17 protein-coding genes are annotated in these 18,344 nt (G+C 63.5%); 10 read left to right on the top strand and 7 right to left on the bottom strand.

The annotated features are described in order from the left end of the window. Positions 1-240: 240 nt before the first annotated feature. The gene (locus H2LOC_RS20515; RefSeq protein ID WP_136494517.1) at positions 241-1,827 is read right to left on the bottom strand and encodes a 2-isopropylmalate synthase; all 1,587 of its coding nucleotides are present in this window, start codon (positions 1,825-1,827) and stop codon (positions 241-243) included. Positions 1,828-2,216: 389 nt separating this feature from the next. Between H2LOC_RS20515 and H2LOC_RS20510 the strand changes: the two genes are divergently transcribed. The 9 genes from H2LOC_RS20510 (at position 2,217) to H2LOC_RS20470 (ending at position 11,171) form a co-directional block, all read left to right on the top strand. Next, entirely contained in the window at positions 2,217-2,465 is a 249-nt protein-coding gene (locus H2LOC_RS20510) for a FitA-like ribbon-helix-helix domain-containing protein (protein WP_136494516.1), read from the top strand. After that, positions 2,458-2,892 (top strand): type II toxin-antitoxin system VapC family toxin, encoded by a 435-nt coding sequence (locus H2LOC_RS20505; protein ID WP_136494515.1) that lies wholly within the window; start codon positions 2,458-2,460, stop codon positions 2,890-2,892. Before H2LOC_RS20510 ends, H2LOC_RS20505 begins: the two co-directional genes overlap by 8 nt. A 165-nt stretch (positions 2,893-3,057) precedes the next feature. Next, positions 3,058-3,672: a ribonuclease D gene (locus H2LOC_RS20500; RefSeq protein ID WP_136494514.1), complete on the top strand. Its 615-nt coding sequence runs from the start codon at positions 3,058-3,060 to the stop codon at positions 3,670-3,672. 102 nt (positions 3,673-3,774) lie between these two features. Beyond that, positions 3,775-4,548 carry an LPS export ABC transporter periplasmic protein LptC gene (gene lptC, locus H2LOC_RS20495; protein ID WP_136494513.1) on the top strand — a complete coding sequence of 258 codons (774 nt, stop codon included), beginning with the start codon at positions 3,775-3,777 and terminating at the stop codon, positions 4,546-4,548. Between the two features lie 13 nt (positions 4,549-4,561). Continuing rightward, the gene (locus H2LOC_RS20490) at positions 4,562-5,122 is read left to right on the top strand and encodes an LptA/OstA family protein (RefSeq protein WP_136494512.1); all 561 of its coding nucleotides are present in this window, start codon (positions 4,562-4,564) and stop codon (positions 5,120-5,122) included. A gap of 155 nt (positions 5,123-5,277) precedes the next feature. Beyond that, positions 5,278-6,747, top strand: coding sequence for a glucosamine inositolphosphorylceramide transferase family protein (locus H2LOC_RS20485; protein WP_154331742.1), 1,470 nt, complete (start codon positions 5,278-5,280; stop codon positions 6,745-6,747). Between the two features lie 181 nt (positions 6,748-6,928). Further along, entirely contained in the window at positions 6,929-9,136 is a 2,208-nt protein-coding gene (locus tag H2LOC_RS20480) for a Wzz/FepE/Etk N-terminal domain-containing protein (RefSeq protein ID WP_136494509.1), read from the top strand. Continuing rightward, entirely contained in the window at positions 9,133-10,425 is a 1,293-nt protein-coding gene (locus H2LOC_RS20475) for a VpsF family polysaccharide biosynthesis protein (protein ID WP_136494508.1), read from the top strand. Before H2LOC_RS20480 ends, H2LOC_RS20475 begins: the two co-directional genes overlap by 4 nt. A gap of 83 nt (positions 10,426-10,508) precedes the next feature. Beyond that, positions 10,509-11,171: a class I SAM-dependent methyltransferase gene (locus tag H2LOC_RS20470; protein ID WP_136494507.1), complete on the top strand. Its 663-nt coding sequence runs from the start codon at positions 10,509-10,511 to the stop codon at positions 11,169-11,171. A 30-nt stretch (positions 11,172-11,201) separates the two neighbouring features. Here H2LOC_RS20470 and H2LOC_RS20465 read toward each other — a convergent pair whose 3' ends face one another. Genes H2LOC_RS20465 through H2LOC_RS20450 form a run of 4 tightly spaced genes read right to left on the bottom strand, consistent with a single transcriptional unit; the run spans position 11,202 to position 16,022 of the window. Beyond that, entirely contained in the window at positions 11,202-12,314 is a 1,113-nt protein-coding gene (locus H2LOC_RS20465) for a glycosyltransferase (RefSeq protein WP_162009810.1), read from the bottom strand. Positions 12,315-12,318: 4 nt separating this feature from the next. Next, complete coding sequence (locus H2LOC_RS20460) at positions 12,319-13,407, bottom strand: glycosyltransferase (protein WP_136494505.1); 1,089 nt, start codon at positions 13,405-13,407, stop codon at positions 12,319-12,321. A gap of 27 nt (positions 13,408-13,434) precedes the next feature. Next, positions 13,435-14,565, bottom strand: a complete 1,131-nt coding sequence (locus H2LOC_RS20455; RefSeq protein ID WP_162009809.1) for a glycosyltransferase — start codon at positions 14,563-14,565, stop codon at positions 13,435-13,437. After that, positions 14,562-16,022, bottom strand: coding sequence for a lipopolysaccharide biosynthesis protein (locus tag H2LOC_RS20450; protein WP_136494503.1), 1,461 nt, complete (start codon positions 16,020-16,022; stop codon positions 14,562-14,564). Before H2LOC_RS20450 ends, H2LOC_RS20455 begins: the two co-directional genes overlap by 4 nt. 513 nt (positions 16,023-16,535) lie before the next feature. Between H2LOC_RS20450 and H2LOC_RS20445 the strand changes: the two genes are divergently transcribed. Next, positions 16,536-17,345: a WecB/TagA/CpsF family glycosyltransferase gene (locus H2LOC_RS20445; RefSeq protein ID WP_136494502.1), complete on the top strand. Its 810-nt coding sequence runs from the start codon at positions 16,536-16,538 to the stop codon at positions 17,343-17,345. A 242-nt stretch (positions 17,346-17,587) separates the two neighbouring features. Here the strand turns inward: H2LOC_RS20445 and rplT are convergent, their stop codons facing one another. Beyond that, the gene (rplT, locus tag H2LOC_RS20440; protein WP_136494501.1) at positions 17,588-17,950 is read right to left on the bottom strand and encodes a 50S ribosomal protein L20; all 363 of its coding nucleotides are present in this window, start codon (positions 17,948-17,950) and stop codon (positions 17,588-17,590) included. 50 nt (positions 17,951-18,000) lie between these two features. Further along, on the bottom strand, positions 18,001-18,201 hold the full coding sequence (rpmI, locus tag H2LOC_RS20435) for a 50S ribosomal protein L35 (RefSeq protein WP_085771164.1): 201 nt from the start codon (positions 18,199-18,201) through the stop codon (positions 18,001-18,003). Between the last annotated feature and the right edge of the window lie 143 nt (positions 18,202-18,344).

The raw sequence follows: 18,344 nt of genomic DNA, 5'->3' as shown, positions 1-18,344 counted from the left end.
CTTCGAAGGCCCGACGACGCCCTGGCGAAACGGGAATTTGCGCAAGAATCGCAGCTGCTACAATCCTCGCTTTCCAAATAGCCCGCAATGCAGGCGGCGCAAAGCGTTTTGCGCGGCGCCCGTTGTCGTCGCCGCGCCGCAGCGCAGCGCGCACGGCCTGTTCGGCACACAGAAAAACGGCCCCGGCGGGTTTGACGCCAGGGCCGCTTCCATGATGCGAAAGGGGAAAGGAAGCTCGCGCTATCCCGCCTGCATGGCCTCCGGCTTGGTCTTGGCCCGCTTGGCGATCAGCCTGTTGAGGGCGGAAACATAAGCGCGCGCGGCCGCGACCAGAGTATCGGGGTCGGCGCCGCGGCCGGTGACGGATTTGCCGTCCTCCGACAACCGCACCGAAACCTCCGCCTGAGCGTCGGTTCCCTCCGTGACGGCGTGGACCTGGAACAACTCCAGCGTGGCGTCATGCGGCGCGAGAGCCTTTATGGCGTTGAAGATGGCGTCGACCGGCCCATTGCCGGTCGCCTGATGCGTGACCTTCTCGCCGTCGATGTCCAGCGTCAGGGCGGCGGACTGCGGACCATGGGTGCCGGCCATCACCATCAGGGCCAGGACCTTGATGTGATCGTTGGCGGTGACGATCTCGTCGTCCACCAGAGCCGCGAGGTCCTCGTCGTAGACCACCTTCTTGCGGTCGGCGAGATCCTTGAAGCGCCGGAAGGCGTCCTCCAGCGCGTTTTCGCCGAGGTCGTAGCCCAGTTCCTTCAGCTTCTCGCGGAAGGCGTGACGCCCCGAATGCTTGCCCATGACCAGAGAAGTCTTGGTCACGCCGACGCTTTCCGGCGTCATGATTTCATAGGTGTGCGCATTTTTGAGCATCCCGTCCTGATGGATGCCGCTTTCATGGGCGAAAGCGTTCCGGCCGACGATCGCCTTGTTGTATTGGACCGGGAAAGAGGTCACCGCCGAAACCAGCTTGGAGGCGCGGGTCAGCAATTTGGCGTCGACGCCGGTGTGATAGGGCAGAACGTCCGGGCGGGTCCGCATCGCCATCACCACCTCTTCGAGCGCCGCATTGCCGGCCCGCTCGCCGATGCCGTTGATGGTGCACTCGATCTGCCGCGCGCCGCCGCGCACGCCGGCGAGCGAATTGGCGACGGCCAGACCCAGATCGTCGTGGCAATGCACCGAGAAGATGGCCTTGTCGGAATTCGGCACGCGCTCGCGCACGGTGCGGAACAGCTCCTCATATTCCGCCGGCGTGGAATAGCCCACGGTGTCGGGAATATTGATGGTGGTCGCGCCCGCCTTGATCGCGATTTCGACCGCGCGGCACAAAAAGTCCAGTTCGGTGCGGGTGCCGTCCTCCGCCGACCATTCCACTTCCGCGACATGGTTCCGGGCGCGGGTGACCGAAGAGGCCACCAGCTCCAGAACGCGCGCGGGCTCCATCTGGAGCTTGTATTTCATATGCACCGGCGAGGTGGAGATGAAGGTGTGGATGCGAGGCCGGCGGGCCGCCCGCAGAGCCTCGGCGCAGCGGTCGATGTCCTTGTCCGAGGCGCGGGCGAGACCGGCCACCGACGCGTTTTTCAGGCGCTTCGCGATTTCGGTGACGCTCTCGAAATCGCCCTCGCTGGCGATGGGAAAACCGGCCTCGATGACGTCGACGCCCAAGGCGTCGAGCAGGTCCGCGACCTCCAGCTTCTCCTCGAAGGTCATGGAGGCGCCCGGCGACTGCTCGCCGTCGCGCAAGGTGGTGTCGAAGATGACGACCCGATTGGCGTCATCCTGGCGGGACGCCGGCTGTGGGGCGGGATTGGTCTCAGTCATGGAAAAATTCCTAAAGCTGCCTGCCCGCGAGGGGCTGTCCTGGTTCGTTTCGCGCTATATCCCCTGTCGCCTGGGCAAAAGCCCTTAGTGCGCTCAGGGGCGGCTAAGCAGAAGCAGCAGGAGGGCAGGACGAGCGCAGGCGAGCGGCGCCGCGGGGCGTCGCATCTTGGGGGCAGTCGCAGGGGCGATCGCGCGCGCCATGCTCCAAAATCCTCACATCGCCAAAAGAGCTCAGGTCTTCCGAGCCAGGATAAACGGCTTAGCGCCGGCTGACAAGCCTTGTGCACAGATTGCCGCCATTGCCTGCCGTAACCCCGATGGGCTGGTCTCACCTTGATTGCAATGCAATCATTGCTTAATTTCAAACGGGGATATCTTGAGGCGATCTGATGGCGAGCATCACAATCCGCAATCTGAACGAAGATTTGAAGCGCCGCCTCCGCATTCGCGCGGCCGAGCATGGCCGCTCCATGGAAGAAGAAGCGCGAGAAATCCTGCGCCGGGCGGTCAGCGGCGCCGTCGCGCCAAAAAATCTCGGCCAGGCTATTCACGACCGCTTTGCCGCCATAGGCGGCGTGGAGTTGGAGCTTCCCGCGCGCGGCCCGATGCGCGACCCACCGTCATTTTCTCATGAATGACGCCGTTATCCTACTGGACACAAACATCGTCTCCGAGCTTATGCGGCCAAATCCTTCGCGGGCGGTCCTGGACTGGTTCGCCGCGCGGGACTCGACCAGGCTGTTCCTCAGCGCGGTCAGCGAGGCCGAATTGCGCTTGGGCGCGGCGATACTCCCCGCCGGCAAGCGCCGCGATGGTCTGACCGCCGCGATAGACATAATGATCGCGGAGGATTTCGCAGGCCGTCTCCTGCCCTTCGATAGCGCCGCCGCCAAGGCTTATGCCGTCATCGCGGCAAAGCGCCGAGCGGCTGGCCAGCCGATTATGGAGGCCGACTGCCAGATCGCCGCCATCGCCCGCGTCCGGGGAGCGGCGGTGGCGACCCGGAATGTGCGTGATCTCGAGGGATGCGGCGTCGAGATTGTCGATCCGTTCAATGTGAGTTGAGGCCGAGCCACGCCTCCAGCATTTGGATCTGGCGCGGGTTCTATTGGTCAGGCGTTTCCGCCCGATTGGAAAGCGCGCCAGCGAGCGCCCTTTCTCGAAAAAAGAGCGAATCGCCGCTCCCTCGGGTATAAGACGACTACAAAATCTCAAAATCCGGCGCGTTCCATGACTGTTCGACTGCATAAAGGCGACCTCCCCGACGACTATCGCTGGGGGCCGATCGTCGCCATCGACACCGAGACCCTGGGCCTCAATCCGCTGCGCGACCGGCTATGCCTGGTGCAGCTTTCCAATGGCGACGGCGACGCCGAGCTGGTCCAGATCGCCAGGGGACAGAGCCGCGCGCCCAATCTCGAGCGCCTTCTGAGCGACCCCGAGACCCTGAAGCTTTTCCACTTCGCCCGCTTCGACCTCGCCATTCTGGGCCAGACCTTCGGCGCGATCCCGCAACCCGTCTATTGCACCAAGATCGCCTCCAGGCTGACCCGCACCTATACCGACCGCCACGGGCTCAAAGACCTGGTGCGCGAGCTTTTGGGCGTGGAAATCTCCAAGCAGCAGCAGTCGTCGGACTGGGGCGCGGAGACACTGACCGACGCGCAGCAGGCCTATGCCGCCTCGGATGTCCTTTATCTGCATCAGCTCAAGAGCCGCCTCGACGCCATGCTCGAACGCGAAGCGCGCATGGAGATGGCGGCCGCCTGCTTCGAGTTCCTGCCCGCGCGGGCGCGTCTTGATCTCGCAGGTTGGCCGGAAACCGATATTTTCGCCCATTCCTGAGCGATCAGGGCGCCTGCGCCTCGAATTCGCCACCGGAAGGGAGTATCCGCGCCAAAAATTGGAAAGCATCAAAACCGCGAAATTCCGCTCGTCGAGGCGTTCTTGCAGGAAGCTCCATCCAGTTCGCGCAGCCGGCTAGGCTCCATCGTCGCTCCTAGAGAGGACGCGTTCCCCGCGGCGCTGCGGCACACGGCCCGGGTCGCGCGGCTGCGGCGCCTGACGCTCTGGGGCAGCGGAGCTATCGTCGCGATCGTCGGCGTCATCATCCTGTTCCAGATGCTTCGTTTTTTGCCGGTGGACCTGCGCTTTTCCCATATCGGCCTGAAGGGAAGCAGGATAACCATCGAAACGCCCAGGCTCGTCGGCTATCGCCAGGACGGACGCCCCTATGCGCTGAAAGCCAAGCTCGGCATTCAGGACATGTCCAAGCCCGATCTTTTCGAACTCGAAAACCTCGAAGTGCGGCTGGAAACAAGCGGCGAAAGCGCGGTTCTGCTGGAGGCGGGCCATGGCCTCTATGATTCGAAGAAGGATCGCGCCGATCTCACGGAAACGGTGCGCATCCATGACGGCAAGAATTTCGACCTGCAGCTTCAATCGGGCGTCATGGACTTCAGGGCGAGCACCTTGACCTCCGACAGCCCGGCGAGGTTGAAACTGGACGGCGGAGAAGTGACATCCAATTCGGCGGAGTTCAGCCAGGCCGAGCGGCGGGCGACATTCACCGGCGACGTCCATTCCGTGCTCTATGGAGAAGCCGACGACGAAGGGGCTCCGGCGGCGGCTGATGGAGCGGCGCCGGCGCACGCCGTGCTGGAAGCGCCCCGGGCCGAAGACGAAGACCGCGGCGGGGCGAGCGCCCGCCCGAAAAAGTGAAAGCGATAATTCGATGCGTCTCCAGATATTCTCCACACTCCTGGCGGCCGCGCTCGTCTCGGTGGGGCCGGCGCATGCCAAAGGTGGCAGAAGCGGAGGGATTCTGCCCGGAGCCAGCGCGAAGGATCCCCTGAACATCGACGCCGGGAAGCTCGACTATTTCGACAAGGAGCAAAAGCTCGTTTATTCCGGCAGCGTCATCGTCGTGAACGGCCCGTCGACGCTGAAAGCTTCTAAACTCACCATCTTCCTCCAGGACAAGGGCGCCGGCGCAAAAACCCAGCCTTCCGGGGACTCCCAGGCCAGCAGCGACAGGGTCAAGCACATCGAGGCCGAAGGCCCGGTCACCATGGTGTCGAAAGACCAGGTCGGCACCGGAGACCACGGCAGCTACGACCGCTCCGAAAACAAAGTCTATCTGAACGGAAACGTGGTCCTGACCCAGGGCGAGAGCGTGACCAAAGGCGACCGGCTGGTCTACGACATCACCACCGGCCAGGCCGTTGTTCAGGCGGCGGGCGGCGGACAGAGTCCCGGCCGCGTTCACAGTATTTTCACGCCAAAAGAAAAATAGCCGGCCCGGAGACGGGGAGCCCCGGCTTCGCCGGTCGGAACTCGAGCGGCGCCTATTCCGGCGAAGAATTAGCGCCCGATTATTTATATGGCGCGGTTTCCGTCGCTTCGCCGCCACTGCGGCGCTAAAACGGGGCCATGAAAACGAAACGGATTTTGCGTATCGAATTGCGCTCCTGCCTCGGAGAGCTGGGGAGCTGGCATCCCGCGCTCGCGGAACGGCTTCGACAAAAGGGTCATATCGTGCGTCTGACCCATGCGCCGGGGACGCCGACGCCTTCCGGTCTGCATTTGCTGATGCAATTGGAGCGTATGGTCTACCGACGGGCCGCGCCTCACCTCGACGCCGGGCCGCCGTCGCCCGCGCCCGAAGACGCCGGACCGCCGGATCTCGTGATCGATCTTACCGGGGCCGATCCGGGTCCGGTCGCGCAGCTCTCGCTGAAGCCGCTCTTCGATCTGCGCGCTTCCGAAGCCGCGGCGGCGGATGCGCTACTGGATCGGCGGGCTCCGCAGATCGACCTGATGCAGACGGAGCCGGGCGAGGCGCCTCGCTGCGTCGCAAGCGCCACGCCGGCGCTCGAAAATCGCGATTTGCTTTCGGCGGGTCTCCGCGCCGTCGCCGCGGCGCTCGCTTCCCTCGTCGAGAGCGCCGTCGACCGCGTCGCACGTGGCGAGGCTTCGCCTTCCGTCAGTCCCGCGGCCGCGCGCGCCACGCGGCGGGGGTCCCCGGCGCAATTCGCCCTCGGCGCCCTCGCCGCCAAGATCGAGAACCGGCTGACGCGGCTCGCCGTGCATCGCGAGCATTTTCGGATCGGATGGCGCCGCCCGGCCCCCGGCCAGACGATGGCGGACACGCTGTCCTGGCCCGATCAGCCTTATTCCTTCCTTCCCGACGACGGACGGAGGTATCTGGCTGATCCTTTCGTTTTCGCCCATGGCGGCAAAACTTTCCTTTTCTGCGAGGAATTCCCCTACGCGACCGGAAAAGGCGTTCTGACGGCTTTCGAGCTGAGGGATGACGGGTCCGTCGGCCCCGCCCTGCCTGTCATGGAGCAGCCCTGGCATCTTTCCTATCCGCAGGTCTTCGCGCGCGACGGCGAAATCTGGATGATCCCGGAAAGCTGCGCGGCCAATCGGATCGAGCTTTATCGGGCGACGCGCTTTCCCGATTGCTGGGCCCTGGAGGCGATATTGATCGACGATACGCCGGCCTCGGATGCGACCCTGGTCGAGCACGACGGCCGGTTTTGGCTTTTTGCCACCGTCTCCAGGGACGGTCTGTCGAGCTGGGACGCCCTTCATATCTATTACGCCGACCATCTGACCGGACCCTGGCAAGCGCATCCGGCCAATCCGGCGCTGATCGACGCCGGCTGCGCAAGACCGGCGGGCGCGATGTTCCTGCGCAACGGCGAGCTATGGCGCCCGGCGCAGGATTGTTCGCGCGGATATGGCGGCGGCCTTACGCTCTGCTCGATCGAGCGGCTCGACGACGAGGAGTTTCGCCAAACTCCGCGCGCCCGCATCGCGCCGCCCCGCAATCTCGGACACGGCGCTCACACGCTGAATTACGCCGCCGGGATCGAGACGATCGACGTGGTCGGCGCCAGATGGCGAAGGTGATCGGACCGCGAGATCGAGATACGACTCCGGACCAATGCGGGGCCGCTGCGTGAAAACCGCGCTGGGACGGCAGCCTCGAGGCCGCCACGACAATAATGAATTGGTAACCATAAGATATTAATTTTCGTTCAACGCGGGGGAATGGCCTCCCCTGTCGACCGGCAACGCGCGGATCAACGCTTTGACAACCACTGACGGCGGCATCGAGTCGGCGCGGTCGCGTTCCAGCGCGGAGCCGCTGGCCGATTCGAACATGCAAATCGACATCGGCGACCTCTACAAGGCGGTCGTTCGCCGACGGCTCCTGTTGGCGCCCGCGCTGCTGCTCACCTTTTCGCTCGCGGGAGCCTATATTCTCCTGACCCCCGCCCGCTACGCCGCCACAATGTCGCTCATGGTGGATACGCGAGAGCGACCGCCGATAGGAATGGACGCCCAGCCGGTGCCTCAAAGCCCGGACACGGGAATGATCGAAAGCCAGATGCGGTTGCTCACCTCGAACGAGGTTCTGCGCCGCCTGATCAACGACGAACAACTGCGCTCGGACCCCGATTTCGTCCCGGCCCGCCCGGGAATCTTCGCGAGGCTCAAGGCCCTCGTCGGAATTGCGCCGCCAAAATCCGAAGTCACCATCGAAGGGATCGTCGAGAATCTCGGCAACGCCATCACCGCAAAGCGCAACGAGAAAAGCTACGTCATCGACGTGGAGGTCAAAGCCTCCAGTCCCGAAAAAGCGGAACGGCTCGCGCGCGCATTGGTGACCGCCTATCACGAGACGCAAGCCCAGATGGGCGATGAAATCGCCGACAAGGAAATCGACTGGCTCGACAAGAGAATCGCCGATTTCCGCACGCGGCTGGAACAGGCCGAGCAACGCGTCCAGGATTACCGAAAATCCAAGGCCTTTCTGGTCACCGACGGCCACACTGCGCCGGAACAGCAGCTCAAGGACGCCAATTCCGCCCTGGTGGAAGCGCGAAAAAAGCGCGCCGAACTCCAGGCCAGATACGACCAGCTTCAGGCAGCGATACGCGCCGGGGGCTCGATCGAGAACGTGAACGAGGCCATCCGCTCGCCGGTCATCGAAAAGCTTCGCGGCGACTACGCCGCTTTATCGCGCGACGCGGCCTATGCCGAGTCGACGCTCGGCCCCCGTCATCCTTCCTATGCGATCATCAAGGCGCAGATGGCCGCTCTGCGGGCTCAGATGAAAGCGGAGATGCAGCGGATCTCGATCGCCGCCGCCAATGAGCTGAAGACCGCGCGCAACACCGAGCGGGGAAATGAACAGCTCGTCTCCGACCTGGAAAAATCGATACGCGAAAACGGCGGGCGCCGCCTCGAACTGAACGAACTCGAGCGGCAAGCGGCCGCCGTGCGCGAACGCTACGAGAAAGCCCTCGCCGCGCGAGAGAACGTGCATAGGGAGGTTGTTTCCTCGCCCAACGGCGTATTGATAAATCAGCCGACGGCGACGAAGAGCAAAGTCAGCCCGAAGACCCTTCCCGCCCTGATTATAGCCCTGGCCGCGGGACTCAACATCTGGATTGCGACCGCCCTGGTGCTCGAGTTCCTGGAGCGCAAGCGAAACGCCCCGAACCGGACCGGCGGCCCCTCCCCGCAGTTCTCCCCCGGCAAGCCCCGCGAGGCCGCGAGCGGCGGGGCTGCAAACGACTCGACGATTCCCCAGGTCGCCGACAGCCGTTGGAGAGCCTCCGACGGCGAGCGCCCGCCCGTCGTCGTCACGCTTCCTCCGCTGGATGCTGGCGGCTCCGACGCGGCAAGGGATCGCCACCTCGCCTCTCGCGTCAAAGCTGCGATGGAGATCCCCGGCGCGCCCTACCGCCGCGCAGTCGCCCGGCTCTATGACGCCCTCTGGACTGCGCCGACCGCTCGGGAGGCGACCGTCGTTGCGCTCGGTGCGAGTTCCGTCGGCGCCGGAGTGACGTCGACCGCGCTCTCGCTGGCCTTCCTGGCTTGCGCGCAAGGCGACCGGGTACTTCTTCTGGATTGCGACGCCCGCCGTCCCTATCTCGCCTCTTTGAAGACGAAGCTCCCACGTGCGGGAAAGCCCTTCGGCTACGAGGGAAACCTATACAATCTCCACAAAGACCGGCTGGCGGGCGGCGAGATTCTCATAGCGGAGCGGCGGTGGCCGCAGGAACGCGATTTCAAATCCTGTTTCGATCTCGTCCTGCTCGATTGCGGCGCCCTGCTCGGCGAGAATTCGAGCCTTCCGCCAGCAGATGAAATCGACGCGCTCGTGATGATCGAAAAGAGCGCGACGAGAGAGCGAAAAGCCTGCCTGCTGTTCGGCGAGGATTCGCTTCCCGCGCAGAGCTCCGACCAAAGCGATCGCCAGGCAGGCGAGCGCCGGATGAGGGCATGAGCGAATTCGCATATCCCCTCGCCGGTCGAGCCGCCATGCAGCGATGGGCGTCGCGGATATTCACTGTTTCCGCCATTCTGCTGTTTTGCGTGTCGCCGATGGCTCTCGGCGTCATCGGCTTCAATTACGACGGCGCCGGCGGCGCCATGTGGCAGAAGCTGCATCCGGCCACATATGCGGCTGCGCTGGCCTTCGCTCTCGACGTCGCGAGCAAGCCCGCGCCAGCGGCGTTCATCAGGGAGCTGCCGGCGAGATTTCCCGGCGCGGCGCTGTTTTTCATTTCCTGGGTCTTGACCATCATTTACGCCGTGCTCGTGCAGCATTTGCCGGTCACGAGCCTGATCGAAACCTATTTTCTCGCGCTCGTCGCCTTGCTCGTCGCCGACGATCTCGGCGAAGAAACGCATCGGTTTCTGCGCCGATTCATCCATGTCGTTCTCTTTGCGAACGCGATCATCGCGGTCATCGAGTTCGTCACGCACTGGAGGCTGTTTCCCTATGTGCTGTCGGGCGAGGAACTGACCTATGATTACCGTTCCACGGCCTTGCTGGGGCATCCTCTTCTGAACGCCGGCATCACGGGAGCTTACGCGCTCTGTCTTTTCCTTGGAGCCGACCAGTCCCTGCCTCCGATGGCGCGCGCGGTCATGATCGGCGTCCAGATACTCGGACTTGCGGCCTTCGGCGGCAGAACCTCCATGCTCATGTGCGGCCTGATCATGGGCGGCGTTCTCGTCAAGGATTTCGCGCTCATCCTGCTCGGCAAACGCTTCGATCTCGGACGGCTCCTGGCGGCGATGTTCTTCGCTCCCCTCGTTATCGGCGGCGTCGCCTATGCGACTTACGCAGGGATTTTCGACGATCTGATCGCCCGTTTCGTCGACGATAACGGATCTGCGGAAGCGCGCGTCATCATGATGCGGATGTTCGACGCCTTCGACCTGACCGACCTTTTGCTCGGCCCGAGCCCCGAGACGGTGACGTCCACGCAAAGATCGCTCGGCATCGCAGTGGCGATAGAAAACACCTGGATCGCGCTCATGTTCATGTACGGCATAATCATGAGCTCGTTCTTCATCATCGGACTTCTGGCCCTGCTGTGGGAAATCTGGCGGCGTTCGAGGCGCGGAGCGACGCTCCTGATCGTGTTTTTCATCGTCGTCATCAGCTCCGCGGTCGGGCTGGCCTCGAAGACGATGAAGCTCAATCAATTCACCTTCGTCATGCTGTTCATCTTTCCCCGCGAAGCGAAACCGTCTCCCGCTCGCAGCGGGCCGCGCGAGTCGTAAAACAGAGAAACAGAATCTTCACCGGCCGGCGCACAAATAGAGCCCGACTGCTGTCCCACGCCATAATAGACGCGGAGCCGATCATGGCCTCTCTCATCGCCAGCCTTCAGAATTACTTCAGGAAACGGCGCAACGGACGGTTGTCCGGACTCATCGACCTGCTGGCGCGGCGCCTGAACCGGCCCGTGCGCATCCTCGACGTGGGCGGGCGCCCGGTGTTCTGGGAGACGGTCGAAACCTCCAACATCGAAGAGATAACCCTCGTCAATATCGAAGCGGTCGATCTTTCGGGCAAGGAGACCCGCTTCCCGATGGAGGCCCTCAACGCCAACGCCCTCGACCTGTCGAAATTCGCAGGCGGCAAGTTCGATCTCGTGGTCAGCAACTCCGTGATCGAGCATCTCGGGTCCTGGAGCAATATCAAGCTTTGCGCGCGCGAGATGCGTTCGGTCGCCGACTGCGGCTATGTGCAGACGCCGTCCTTCTGGTTTCCGGTCGAGCAGCATTTCATGATCCCCGTCTTCCACTGGCTGCCGAACCAGTTGAGGGTGATCTTGCTGCCCTATCTGCCGCGCGCCGGATATGAGGATGCGAAATCGCTGGACTGCGCTCGGGATTATATCGAAGAAATCAATCTGCTGACCGGCAGGGAAATGGCGTTTCTTTTTCCCGATGCGCGCATCGACCGCGAAAAGCTTCTGTTTTTCACGAAGTCCTATGTGGCGGTGTGGGACGCGGCCGCCTGAATCGCGTGGCGTTCGCCCGCGGCGCGCGCTCTATGCATTCGAAGACGCGGCTGCGAAACCCGGCGAAATCTCTTCGAAAATCCGATCATAGCCCTCCATGGCGGCGCGCAGGGTGAAATCCCTCGATCGCCGCTGACGAGGCGAAGGATCTCCCGGCGCTGAAAGACTGGCGGAGATCGCCGCCGCCATCGCCGCCTCGTCGCCGACGGGAACAATCCGGCCGAGCTCAGGAGAATTCACGATTTCCCTCGGCCCGCCGCTGTCGGTCGCAACGACCGCCAGCCCATGGTCGAGCGCTTCCACGACGGCGAGCCCGAAGGTTTCGCGATAGGAGGGCGAGACGAAGCAGCGCGCCCTCGACAAATAGGCTCCCGTATCGGCGACATAACCCGGGAACTCAACGCGATCGGCTATCCCCAGACGCTCCGCTTCGGATTGCAGCCTCTGAAGATCGGGACCCTTGCCGAGAACGATCAGGCGCGCTCCCGGATAGGCCACTTGCGCAAAGGCCTTCACCAGAAACAACAGGCCTTTGTCGACGACGAGCCTGCCGACGGCGACCACGATCGGTTCGCGGGCGCCGAGGGCCTCGGCCGTGACCGGCGGATGCGCGATTTCCGGCGAGGCCGGATTATAGACCGTCCTGAGCCGCGCCGGCGCCGCATGGAAACGGCGGATCAGTTCGTCTCTCAAGGCGTCCGAGACAGCCACGCTTTGCGCCGCGAGCCGCGACAGGACGGGGATGAGCTTATAGCCGATCTGGCTGAGCTTGCTCGGCTCGCCCTCGGCAAAGCCATGGTAGCAGATCACCGCCCGCCGGCGCCTGCCCGCGAGAAGAGCGGCGACCAGATGTTTCAGATTGGTGGCGCCAAGCGCGGAAATGCTGACGTCGGGAGCAAGAGTGAAAAGCCGGGCGGCGAAGGCGAGCGTGCTCAGGACCGGAAGCTGCGGCAACACCGCCATTTCGATCCGTTCGTCGAGCAGGCCCAGCCATTCCTCCGCCCGATGATCCACCACGAGCACGACGCGATCGCCGCGCCTCGCATAACCGGTCGCGAGGCGCGCCATCACCTTCTCCGCTCCGCCGCCAGCCATCGCGTGCACATAGAAGACCAGGGTCGCTCGCCCCTGCGGAGTTTTCATCGGGTCAATTCCTCTGGCCGGCGAGGCTGGCGCTTGCCGAGCCCGCATCTTTCTCGCCGAGCAGCTCGAGCAGGCGGGAGGCGACATTGCCCCAGCCGAAGCGGCGTTTATAGGCCTCGACAGCGTCGTGGGCGGGAGCGGCGGCGGAACCGACCAGCTTCCAGAACTCCTCCTGCGAAGCGTCTTCCGTTATGAAGCGCGCCCAGGGCGGAGCGACCTCGCGGTGGATCGGCAAATCGCTGCAGACCACCGCGCATCCGCACATCGCGCTTTCCACCAGAGGCATGTTGAAACCCTCGGCCCTGGAAAGCGAAACGAAGCATCTGGCCTGGCGGTAAAGCCGGACCAGGGCGCCGTCGTCATTCAGATTCTGGAGCCAGATCAAGCGCTCCGGTCTGCGCCGCGCGGCCTCTTCCACGCGGGCCGCGATCTCGCCCCAGCCCGGCCTTCCAACCAGCACGACCGGAAGCGCTCCCGCGTCGCCGCTTTCGACGACAGACAAAAGTCGGTCGTAGTTCTTGCGCGGCTCGACGGTGCCGACCGCAAGAACGAACTCTCGCGGCAATCCCGGGATTTCAGCGTCTGACGCGGTGTCGAGATCGACGCCGGGAGCATTGCCGACCGCAACTATGTCCTGCCGGTTCAGCTGCGCCTGCAGTTCTTTCGCGACCGGCTCCGTCGTTCCAAGAAGCGTATCGTAGCGGCGGGCCATGAAGTTCTCGACGTCCCGGTAGAGCAGCCGGCCCTTCCAGGGCATGGCCCGCTCCCTGTTCCAGGGGAAAGCGTCGTGGATTATGCGGCACAGGCGCATATCCGTGGCGCGGAACAAGGGGCTCGCCGGCGCGGTCGGAAAAATCACCGCCTCGGGTTTGACGCCGAGGCGCGCGATCTTTCGCGGAAGCATGAGCCAGCTGCGATAAATGTCGGGAACCTGAACCACATTCAGCTTGGGATCGAACCCCTCGGCGTCGCGAACGAAGGCGAGCGTATCGGGGCGGATCGCGCTGACCGCCTTGAAGAGATGAACGCCATAGCGCTCGACTCCCGTCATCGCTTTCCGCCGCGTGGCGAGCACCAGGTCGAAAACCAGCATTGGAACGAACCTCGTCGAGACTGCGATTCAGCGCGCAAGATCCATCAGGGAATCGAGCAGGCGCCGCGTGGCTTGCGATTGGGAGCGATCCGCGACTCGCGCCGCGATTTTGGCGGGATCTATCCGCGACTGGAGCATCTCGTCGCGCAGTTTCACGAGTTCGTTCACGAAGTCCTCGACATTGTAACCGCGCGCTATGCTGATCCCCTCGAGACCGGCATAGGCTTTCACCAGAGTCGGCAAAGGCGAAAGCACGAAAGGCCGCCCGCAGGCCAAAGTCTCGATGACGATGAAGGGGGAGCCTTCGCCGTAACCCGAACACAGCAGCCCGACGTGGCATTCCCGGATCGCCTCGGCCAGCGCCGCCGCGTCCAGAAATCCCTTGTCGGCGACCAGGGCGCCGAGGCCGGCCTCGACGAACTCGTCGTAGTCCGAGCCGAAATAGCGAAACTCGAACAGGCCGGGCGCGTCCTCGGCGAGCCGGCGGATGATCGCATAGAGCAGTTCGGGGTTTTTCTGCGGCGCGATGCGGCCGGCGTAAAACAGCCTCACAGGGGAGTGGTTCAGATCCGGCAATGGCGCCGGGCTGAACCTGTCGTCGTACCAGGCCTCGATAAAGGTGACCCGGCGTCCGAGAAGTTTCTGCACGACGCCCGGCAGGCCGCTGGGATCGCGCCCGACCACCTGCACCCTGTCGGCGAAGATCGGCAGCAGGAAGCAACAGAGATGGTGCAACAGGTAATGAGCGCGGTTCTGCGGGCTGGGCCCGGTGCCGTGAATGGTCACGACCCGTCGTCCTTTGAACATCCACCCGGCGAGCAGATATTCCGGGCGGCTGAACTCCAGGACCGCGACCTGCCTTTCCCGGAGGAAGCCTGCGATTTCGCGGCGCTGCGCAAAGAGGCCGGCGAGGTAACGAACCCACTGGGGCAGACGCGGCGAACCATATTCCCGCACGCGGAAATATTCCTCGACCGGCCGGGTGACAGCCGCGCTGACCAGCGCCGCCCGCCCATCCGCGCAGGCCAGGAGGGTCGCCAGATAACGCTCGATGCCGCCCTGGCGGCTGAACACGTCGTTCTGATGAAAAAAGGCGACCCTCTTTGTCGAAGGAGCCTCCCCTGCCCGGGATGCGCCGGCCGTTGTCGGAACGCTCACGCGGCGGCTCCCGAGAAACGCCTCGCCTGCTTTTGCAGAATGGCTCTGCATGCGGGAAAGGCCAGGATGATGAGGGCGGCGTAGGAGACGACCCCGGCCGCGACGACAAGGGCCAAGGAGATTATCGAAGTCGGCTCCGGCAAAAGGCGCACGACCAGCCCCATCGCTCCGGCCGCAAGCAGAATGCGCGCGAGATGGCCGAGTGGCGGGAAGGGCAGGCCCAGCAATGCGAAAGAATAGGTGAAGCCGCCGATGCACGCGAGGGCCGTGCCGAGCAGCATTCCCAGCGCCGCGCCATATACCCCCGCAAAATGCAGCCCCGTCGCGCAGAACGCCAGATTGAGCATGGTTTCGACGATGGTGACCCGCATGGAGATATCCGTGCGCTCGAGCAAGAGCATGGTCTGGTCGCTGGTATGGAGCCGTAAGCCCCGCAGCCCCGCGGCGAGCATGGCGATGGGAAGAATGACGATCGTGGCCTCGCGGAAGCTTTCCGCGATCAGGAGATTGGTCAGCGGCTTCGACAACAGGAACACGCCGAGGCAGGCGGGCGCAAGAATGGCGAGCAGAAGCACGCCGCTCAGGGACACTTGGTCCAGCGCTCCTTTTCGATCCCCGCGCTCCAGGTTGCCCACCGCGAGAGGATAGGCCGCCGCCGTGAGCAGCATCGAGAGAACATTGGCGATCCTCTGTCCCAATCCCCAGCCGACGGACATGAGCCCGAGCGCGACCGGCCCCTCGAAATATTGAACGAGGACTCGAATTGCGTTGCCCGCGCCCCAGCCGAAGACCCCTCCGAAGATGAGGGGAATGCCATAGCGGCGAACTTCGGCGAAAATGGCGGTGTCGAATTTCCCCAAGCGGAACCTGATGCCGATTTGTCGGCACAACAACGCGAGCGCGACGAGCTGGCCCAGTGCCTGGGCCGCGAGCGCCACGGCGGGGAACGGCCCCAGCAGGAGTATGGCGACGATGGAAAGGCCGGCTCCCGCGCCGGTGCCTATGAGCTGCGCGACCGTATAGGGACCGATGCGATGCTCGGCGCGGGCCCACTCCCCGTAATGCATGAGCAGGGTTCGGGTGGTCAGATAGGCCGCAGTGGCCCAGAAGATCGAGCCGTTGGCCGCGGCGCCGAGCGTGGCCAGAATCGGCGCGGACAAGATCACCTGCAACAGCGCGGCGTAGAGCGCCATGCGATTGTCCATGAGCCGGAACCGCTCCGCGTCGCTCTCGACGAAGCGCGGATGGAAGCGGAGCACGTAAAGCGACCAGGGGGTCACGCCGATATAGGCCGTGATTTCCTGGGCCGCTATCACGAAAGTGACGACGCCGTAGGAGGCGGGATCCAGGAGATAGGTCCAGGCGACCGTGGTCGCGAACTGAACCGCGGGCGGAAAAAACTGCGCCGGAAGATAAAGAAGCGTGTTGCGCAGCAGCTTGCCGGTGTGATCTGTCATCTCGAGCAACTCATGAGCGATGGCGAAACATGACTTGCCGCTGACCGCCACAGCGAACGCAGAGGAGACGTCTCCGCCCGTCCGCCACTCGGTATCAAAAACTCTTATAAAAATTGCTTCTTCTGATTTGCAAAAAAACCTGTATCGGAATGCGTCCCGGGTTGGGACATCCGACCTCGCGAACCGTGCCAGATCGGGAGTCGCAGGCTCCTCTCGCTCCTCATCCTGGAGCCCGCGCGGCCCCTTGGAGCGAAAAAGCCCCTGCAACGGACCGCATTCCTTAAAATGGGGTAAACGCCATATTTGACGGCGCTTTAGCCAGCGCCGCGTCCTCTCTGTCAAACACCTTTTGGCTTAAATTATCGTTAAAATTTGTCCCAGTCCGCAGCCCGGCGCTCATGCCGGCGGGCCGTGGTGTTTCGCTTGCTCCCTTACCGCCAGAAGCCGGTCGACGCTCCAAAAGAAAACAGGCGTCGCCGAGCAAAGAACAATCAGCGGTGTGGGTAGAATCTCATGTTTGCGCTTCAGTCCTCGGCCGTCGAAAACCTCGTCGTGGCCTCCGATATCTCCGTCAACCTGCCGAATATGGGGTCGGCGCTGGACGCCATGATGAGCCGCGCGAGGGCGAAAAGCGGATTCACGCTCTTCACCGTCAACCTCGACCATCTCGTGAAGCTGAAGCGGGACCGTGGATTTCTTTCGGCTTATAAGCGGGCCGATTTCGTCACCGCCGACGGGTGGCCGATCGTTTGGATGCTTCGGCAAAAGGGAGGAGAGGTGAAGCGCACGACCGGCGCCGATCTGGTCGAGCCGCTCTGCGCGCGCGCGGCGCGGGAAGCCCTGCCGGTCTTCTTCGTCGGTCCGAGCTATGCCTCCCAGCGCAAGGCGCTCGATATCCTGACCCGTCGTTACCCTGGCTTGAGAATCGCCGGCGCCGATACGCCGCATGTGCGCATCGACGCGATCGAAGAAGCCGCCGCGGCCCTCGCGACATCGATCAAGGAGTCGGGCGCCCGCTTTTGCTTCCTGTCGCTCGGCGCTCCCAAGCAGGAGCTGCTCGCCGACGCCCTTCGCCGCCATTGCCCGGAAGTCGGCTTCATTTGCGTGGGCGCGGCGCTGGATTTCATCTCCGGCCATATGGTCCGCGCTCCGCGCGGCGTGCAGCTCCTGAAACTGGAGTGGCTGTGGCGGCTGGCGAGCGATCCGCGACGCCTCGGCGCTCGCTATGCGCAGTGCTTCCAGCTCCTCGCCGCCGAAGCCTGGCGCATGGCGACGGACAGGGATCTGCGCCCCGATGCGCAGGCTCACCTGTCCAATCCGTGAAAGTGAGCGTCCCGAAAAAGGGCCAACAAAAAACCCGCTGCTTCCGCAGCGGGTTTTTTGTTGGGGCAAATCTAGGGCGTTTCCAGCCGCAGTGGACGCAGGTTCGGCGTGGGAAACGCGTCAAAACAAAAACCTAGAGTCTTTTCATGTCTCCATGGAACATGAAAAGACTCCAGAAGCTTTTGCCGCGAGACCGCGCCTGAACTCTTTGGTCCGGCGCGATATTGCGACCTCTCGCCCGATCAGGCCGCGGGAAGCGCAGCCTTGGCCTGGGCGACGATAGCCGCGAAAGCTTCCGGCTGGTTGATCGCGAGGTCCGAGAGCACCTTGCGGTCCAGCGTAACGCCGGCCTTGTTCAGGCCATCGATGAAGCGGCTGTAGGTGAGGCCGAACTCACGAACGGCGCCGTTCAGGCGCTGGATCCACAGCGAGCGGATCGTGCGCTTCTTGGCCTTCCGGTCGCGCGTCGCATATTGCATCGAGCGATCGACGGCGGCCTTGGCGGCGCGAATGGTGTTCTTGCGGCGGCCGTAGAAGCCCTTGGCGGCCTTGAGGGTCTTTTTGTGCTTGGCGTGGGACGTAACGCCCCGTTTGACGCGAGCCATGACGAAACTCCTTCAGAAATCTGTTTTGAGCTTGCGCTCGAGCGAGGGGATCAACCGTTCGGCAGGAAGTATTTCTTGATGTTGTCGCCGTCGGTCTTGAACAGGATCGAGGTTCCCCGCAGATTTCTGATCTGCTTGTTCGTGCGCTTGATCATGCCATGGCGCTTGCCCTTTTGGGCGTAGACCACCTTGCCTGTCCCGGTGATCTTGAAGCGCTTCTTCGCGCCGGATTTGGTCTTCAACTTGGGCATTTTGCTCTCCTGGGCCTTCGCCCTTTGGTATTTGCGCGGGTCCCTCCGCGTCAGAGCCGCGGAACCGCGTTCGCATGAGCGAAAAAAACCGCCCCGGCAGCCCATCACTGGCCGGGCGGTTTGGAACGGGGCTAATAAGCAGG

It is taken from the genome of Methylocystis heyeri (assembly GCF_004802635.2).
In the GTDB taxonomy this organism is placed as follows: Bacteria; Pseudomonadota; Alphaproteobacteria; order Rhizobiales; family Beijerinckiaceae; genus Methylocystis; species Methylocystis heyeri.
The sequence above is the reverse complement of the archived record's forward strand: the minus strand, read 5'-3'. Positions and strand labels throughout refer to the sequence as shown.

Coding starts and splice junctions, on each gene's coding strand:
- H2LOC_RS20515 (WP_136494517.1), bottom strand. CDS start 1,827: ATGACTGAGACCAATCCCGCCCCACAGCCGGCGTCCCGCCAGGATGAC.
- H2LOC_RS20510 (WP_136494516.1), top strand. CDS start 2,217: ATGGCGAGCATCACAATCCGCAATCTGAACGAAGATTTGAAGCGCCGC.
- H2LOC_RS20505 (WP_136494515.1), top strand. CDS start 2,458: ATGAATGACGCCGTTATCCTACTGGACACAAACATCGTCTCCGAGCTT.
- H2LOC_RS20500 (WP_136494514.1), top strand. CDS start 3,058: ATGACTGTTCGACTGCATAAAGGCGACCTCCCCGACGACTATCGCTGG.
- H2LOC_RS20490 (WP_136494512.1), top strand. CDS start 4,562: ATGCGTCTCCAGATATTCTCCACACTCCTGGCGGCCGCGCTCGTCTCG.
- H2LOC_RS20475 (WP_136494508.1), top strand. CDS start 9,133: ATGAGCGAATTCGCATATCCCCTCGCCGGTCGAGCCGCCATGCAGCGA.
- H2LOC_RS20470 (WP_136494507.1), top strand. CDS start 10,509: ATGGCCTCTCTCATCGCCAGCCTTCAGAATTACTTCAGGAAACGGCGC.
- H2LOC_RS20465 (WP_162009810.1), bottom strand. CDS start 12,314: ATGAAAACTCCGCAGGGGCGAGCGACCCTGGTCTTCTATGTGCACGCG.
- H2LOC_RS20460 (WP_136494505.1), bottom strand. CDS start 13,407: ATGCTGGTTTTCGACCTGGTGCTCGCCACGCGGCGGAAAGCGATGACG.
- H2LOC_RS20450 (WP_136494503.1), bottom strand. CDS start 16,022: ATGACAGATCACACCGGCAAGCTGCTGCGCAACACGCTTCTTTATCTT.
- H2LOC_RS20445 (WP_136494502.1), top strand. CDS start 16,536: ATGTTTGCGCTTCAGTCCTCGGCCGTCGAAAACCTCGTCGTGGCCTCC.
- rplT (WP_136494501.1), bottom strand. CDS start 17,950: ATGGCTCGCGTCAAACGGGGCGTTACGTCCCACGCCAAGCACAAAAAG.
- rpmI (WP_085771164.1), bottom strand. CDS start 18,201: ATGCCCAAGTTGAAGACCAAATCCGGCGCGAAGAAGCGCTTCAAGATC.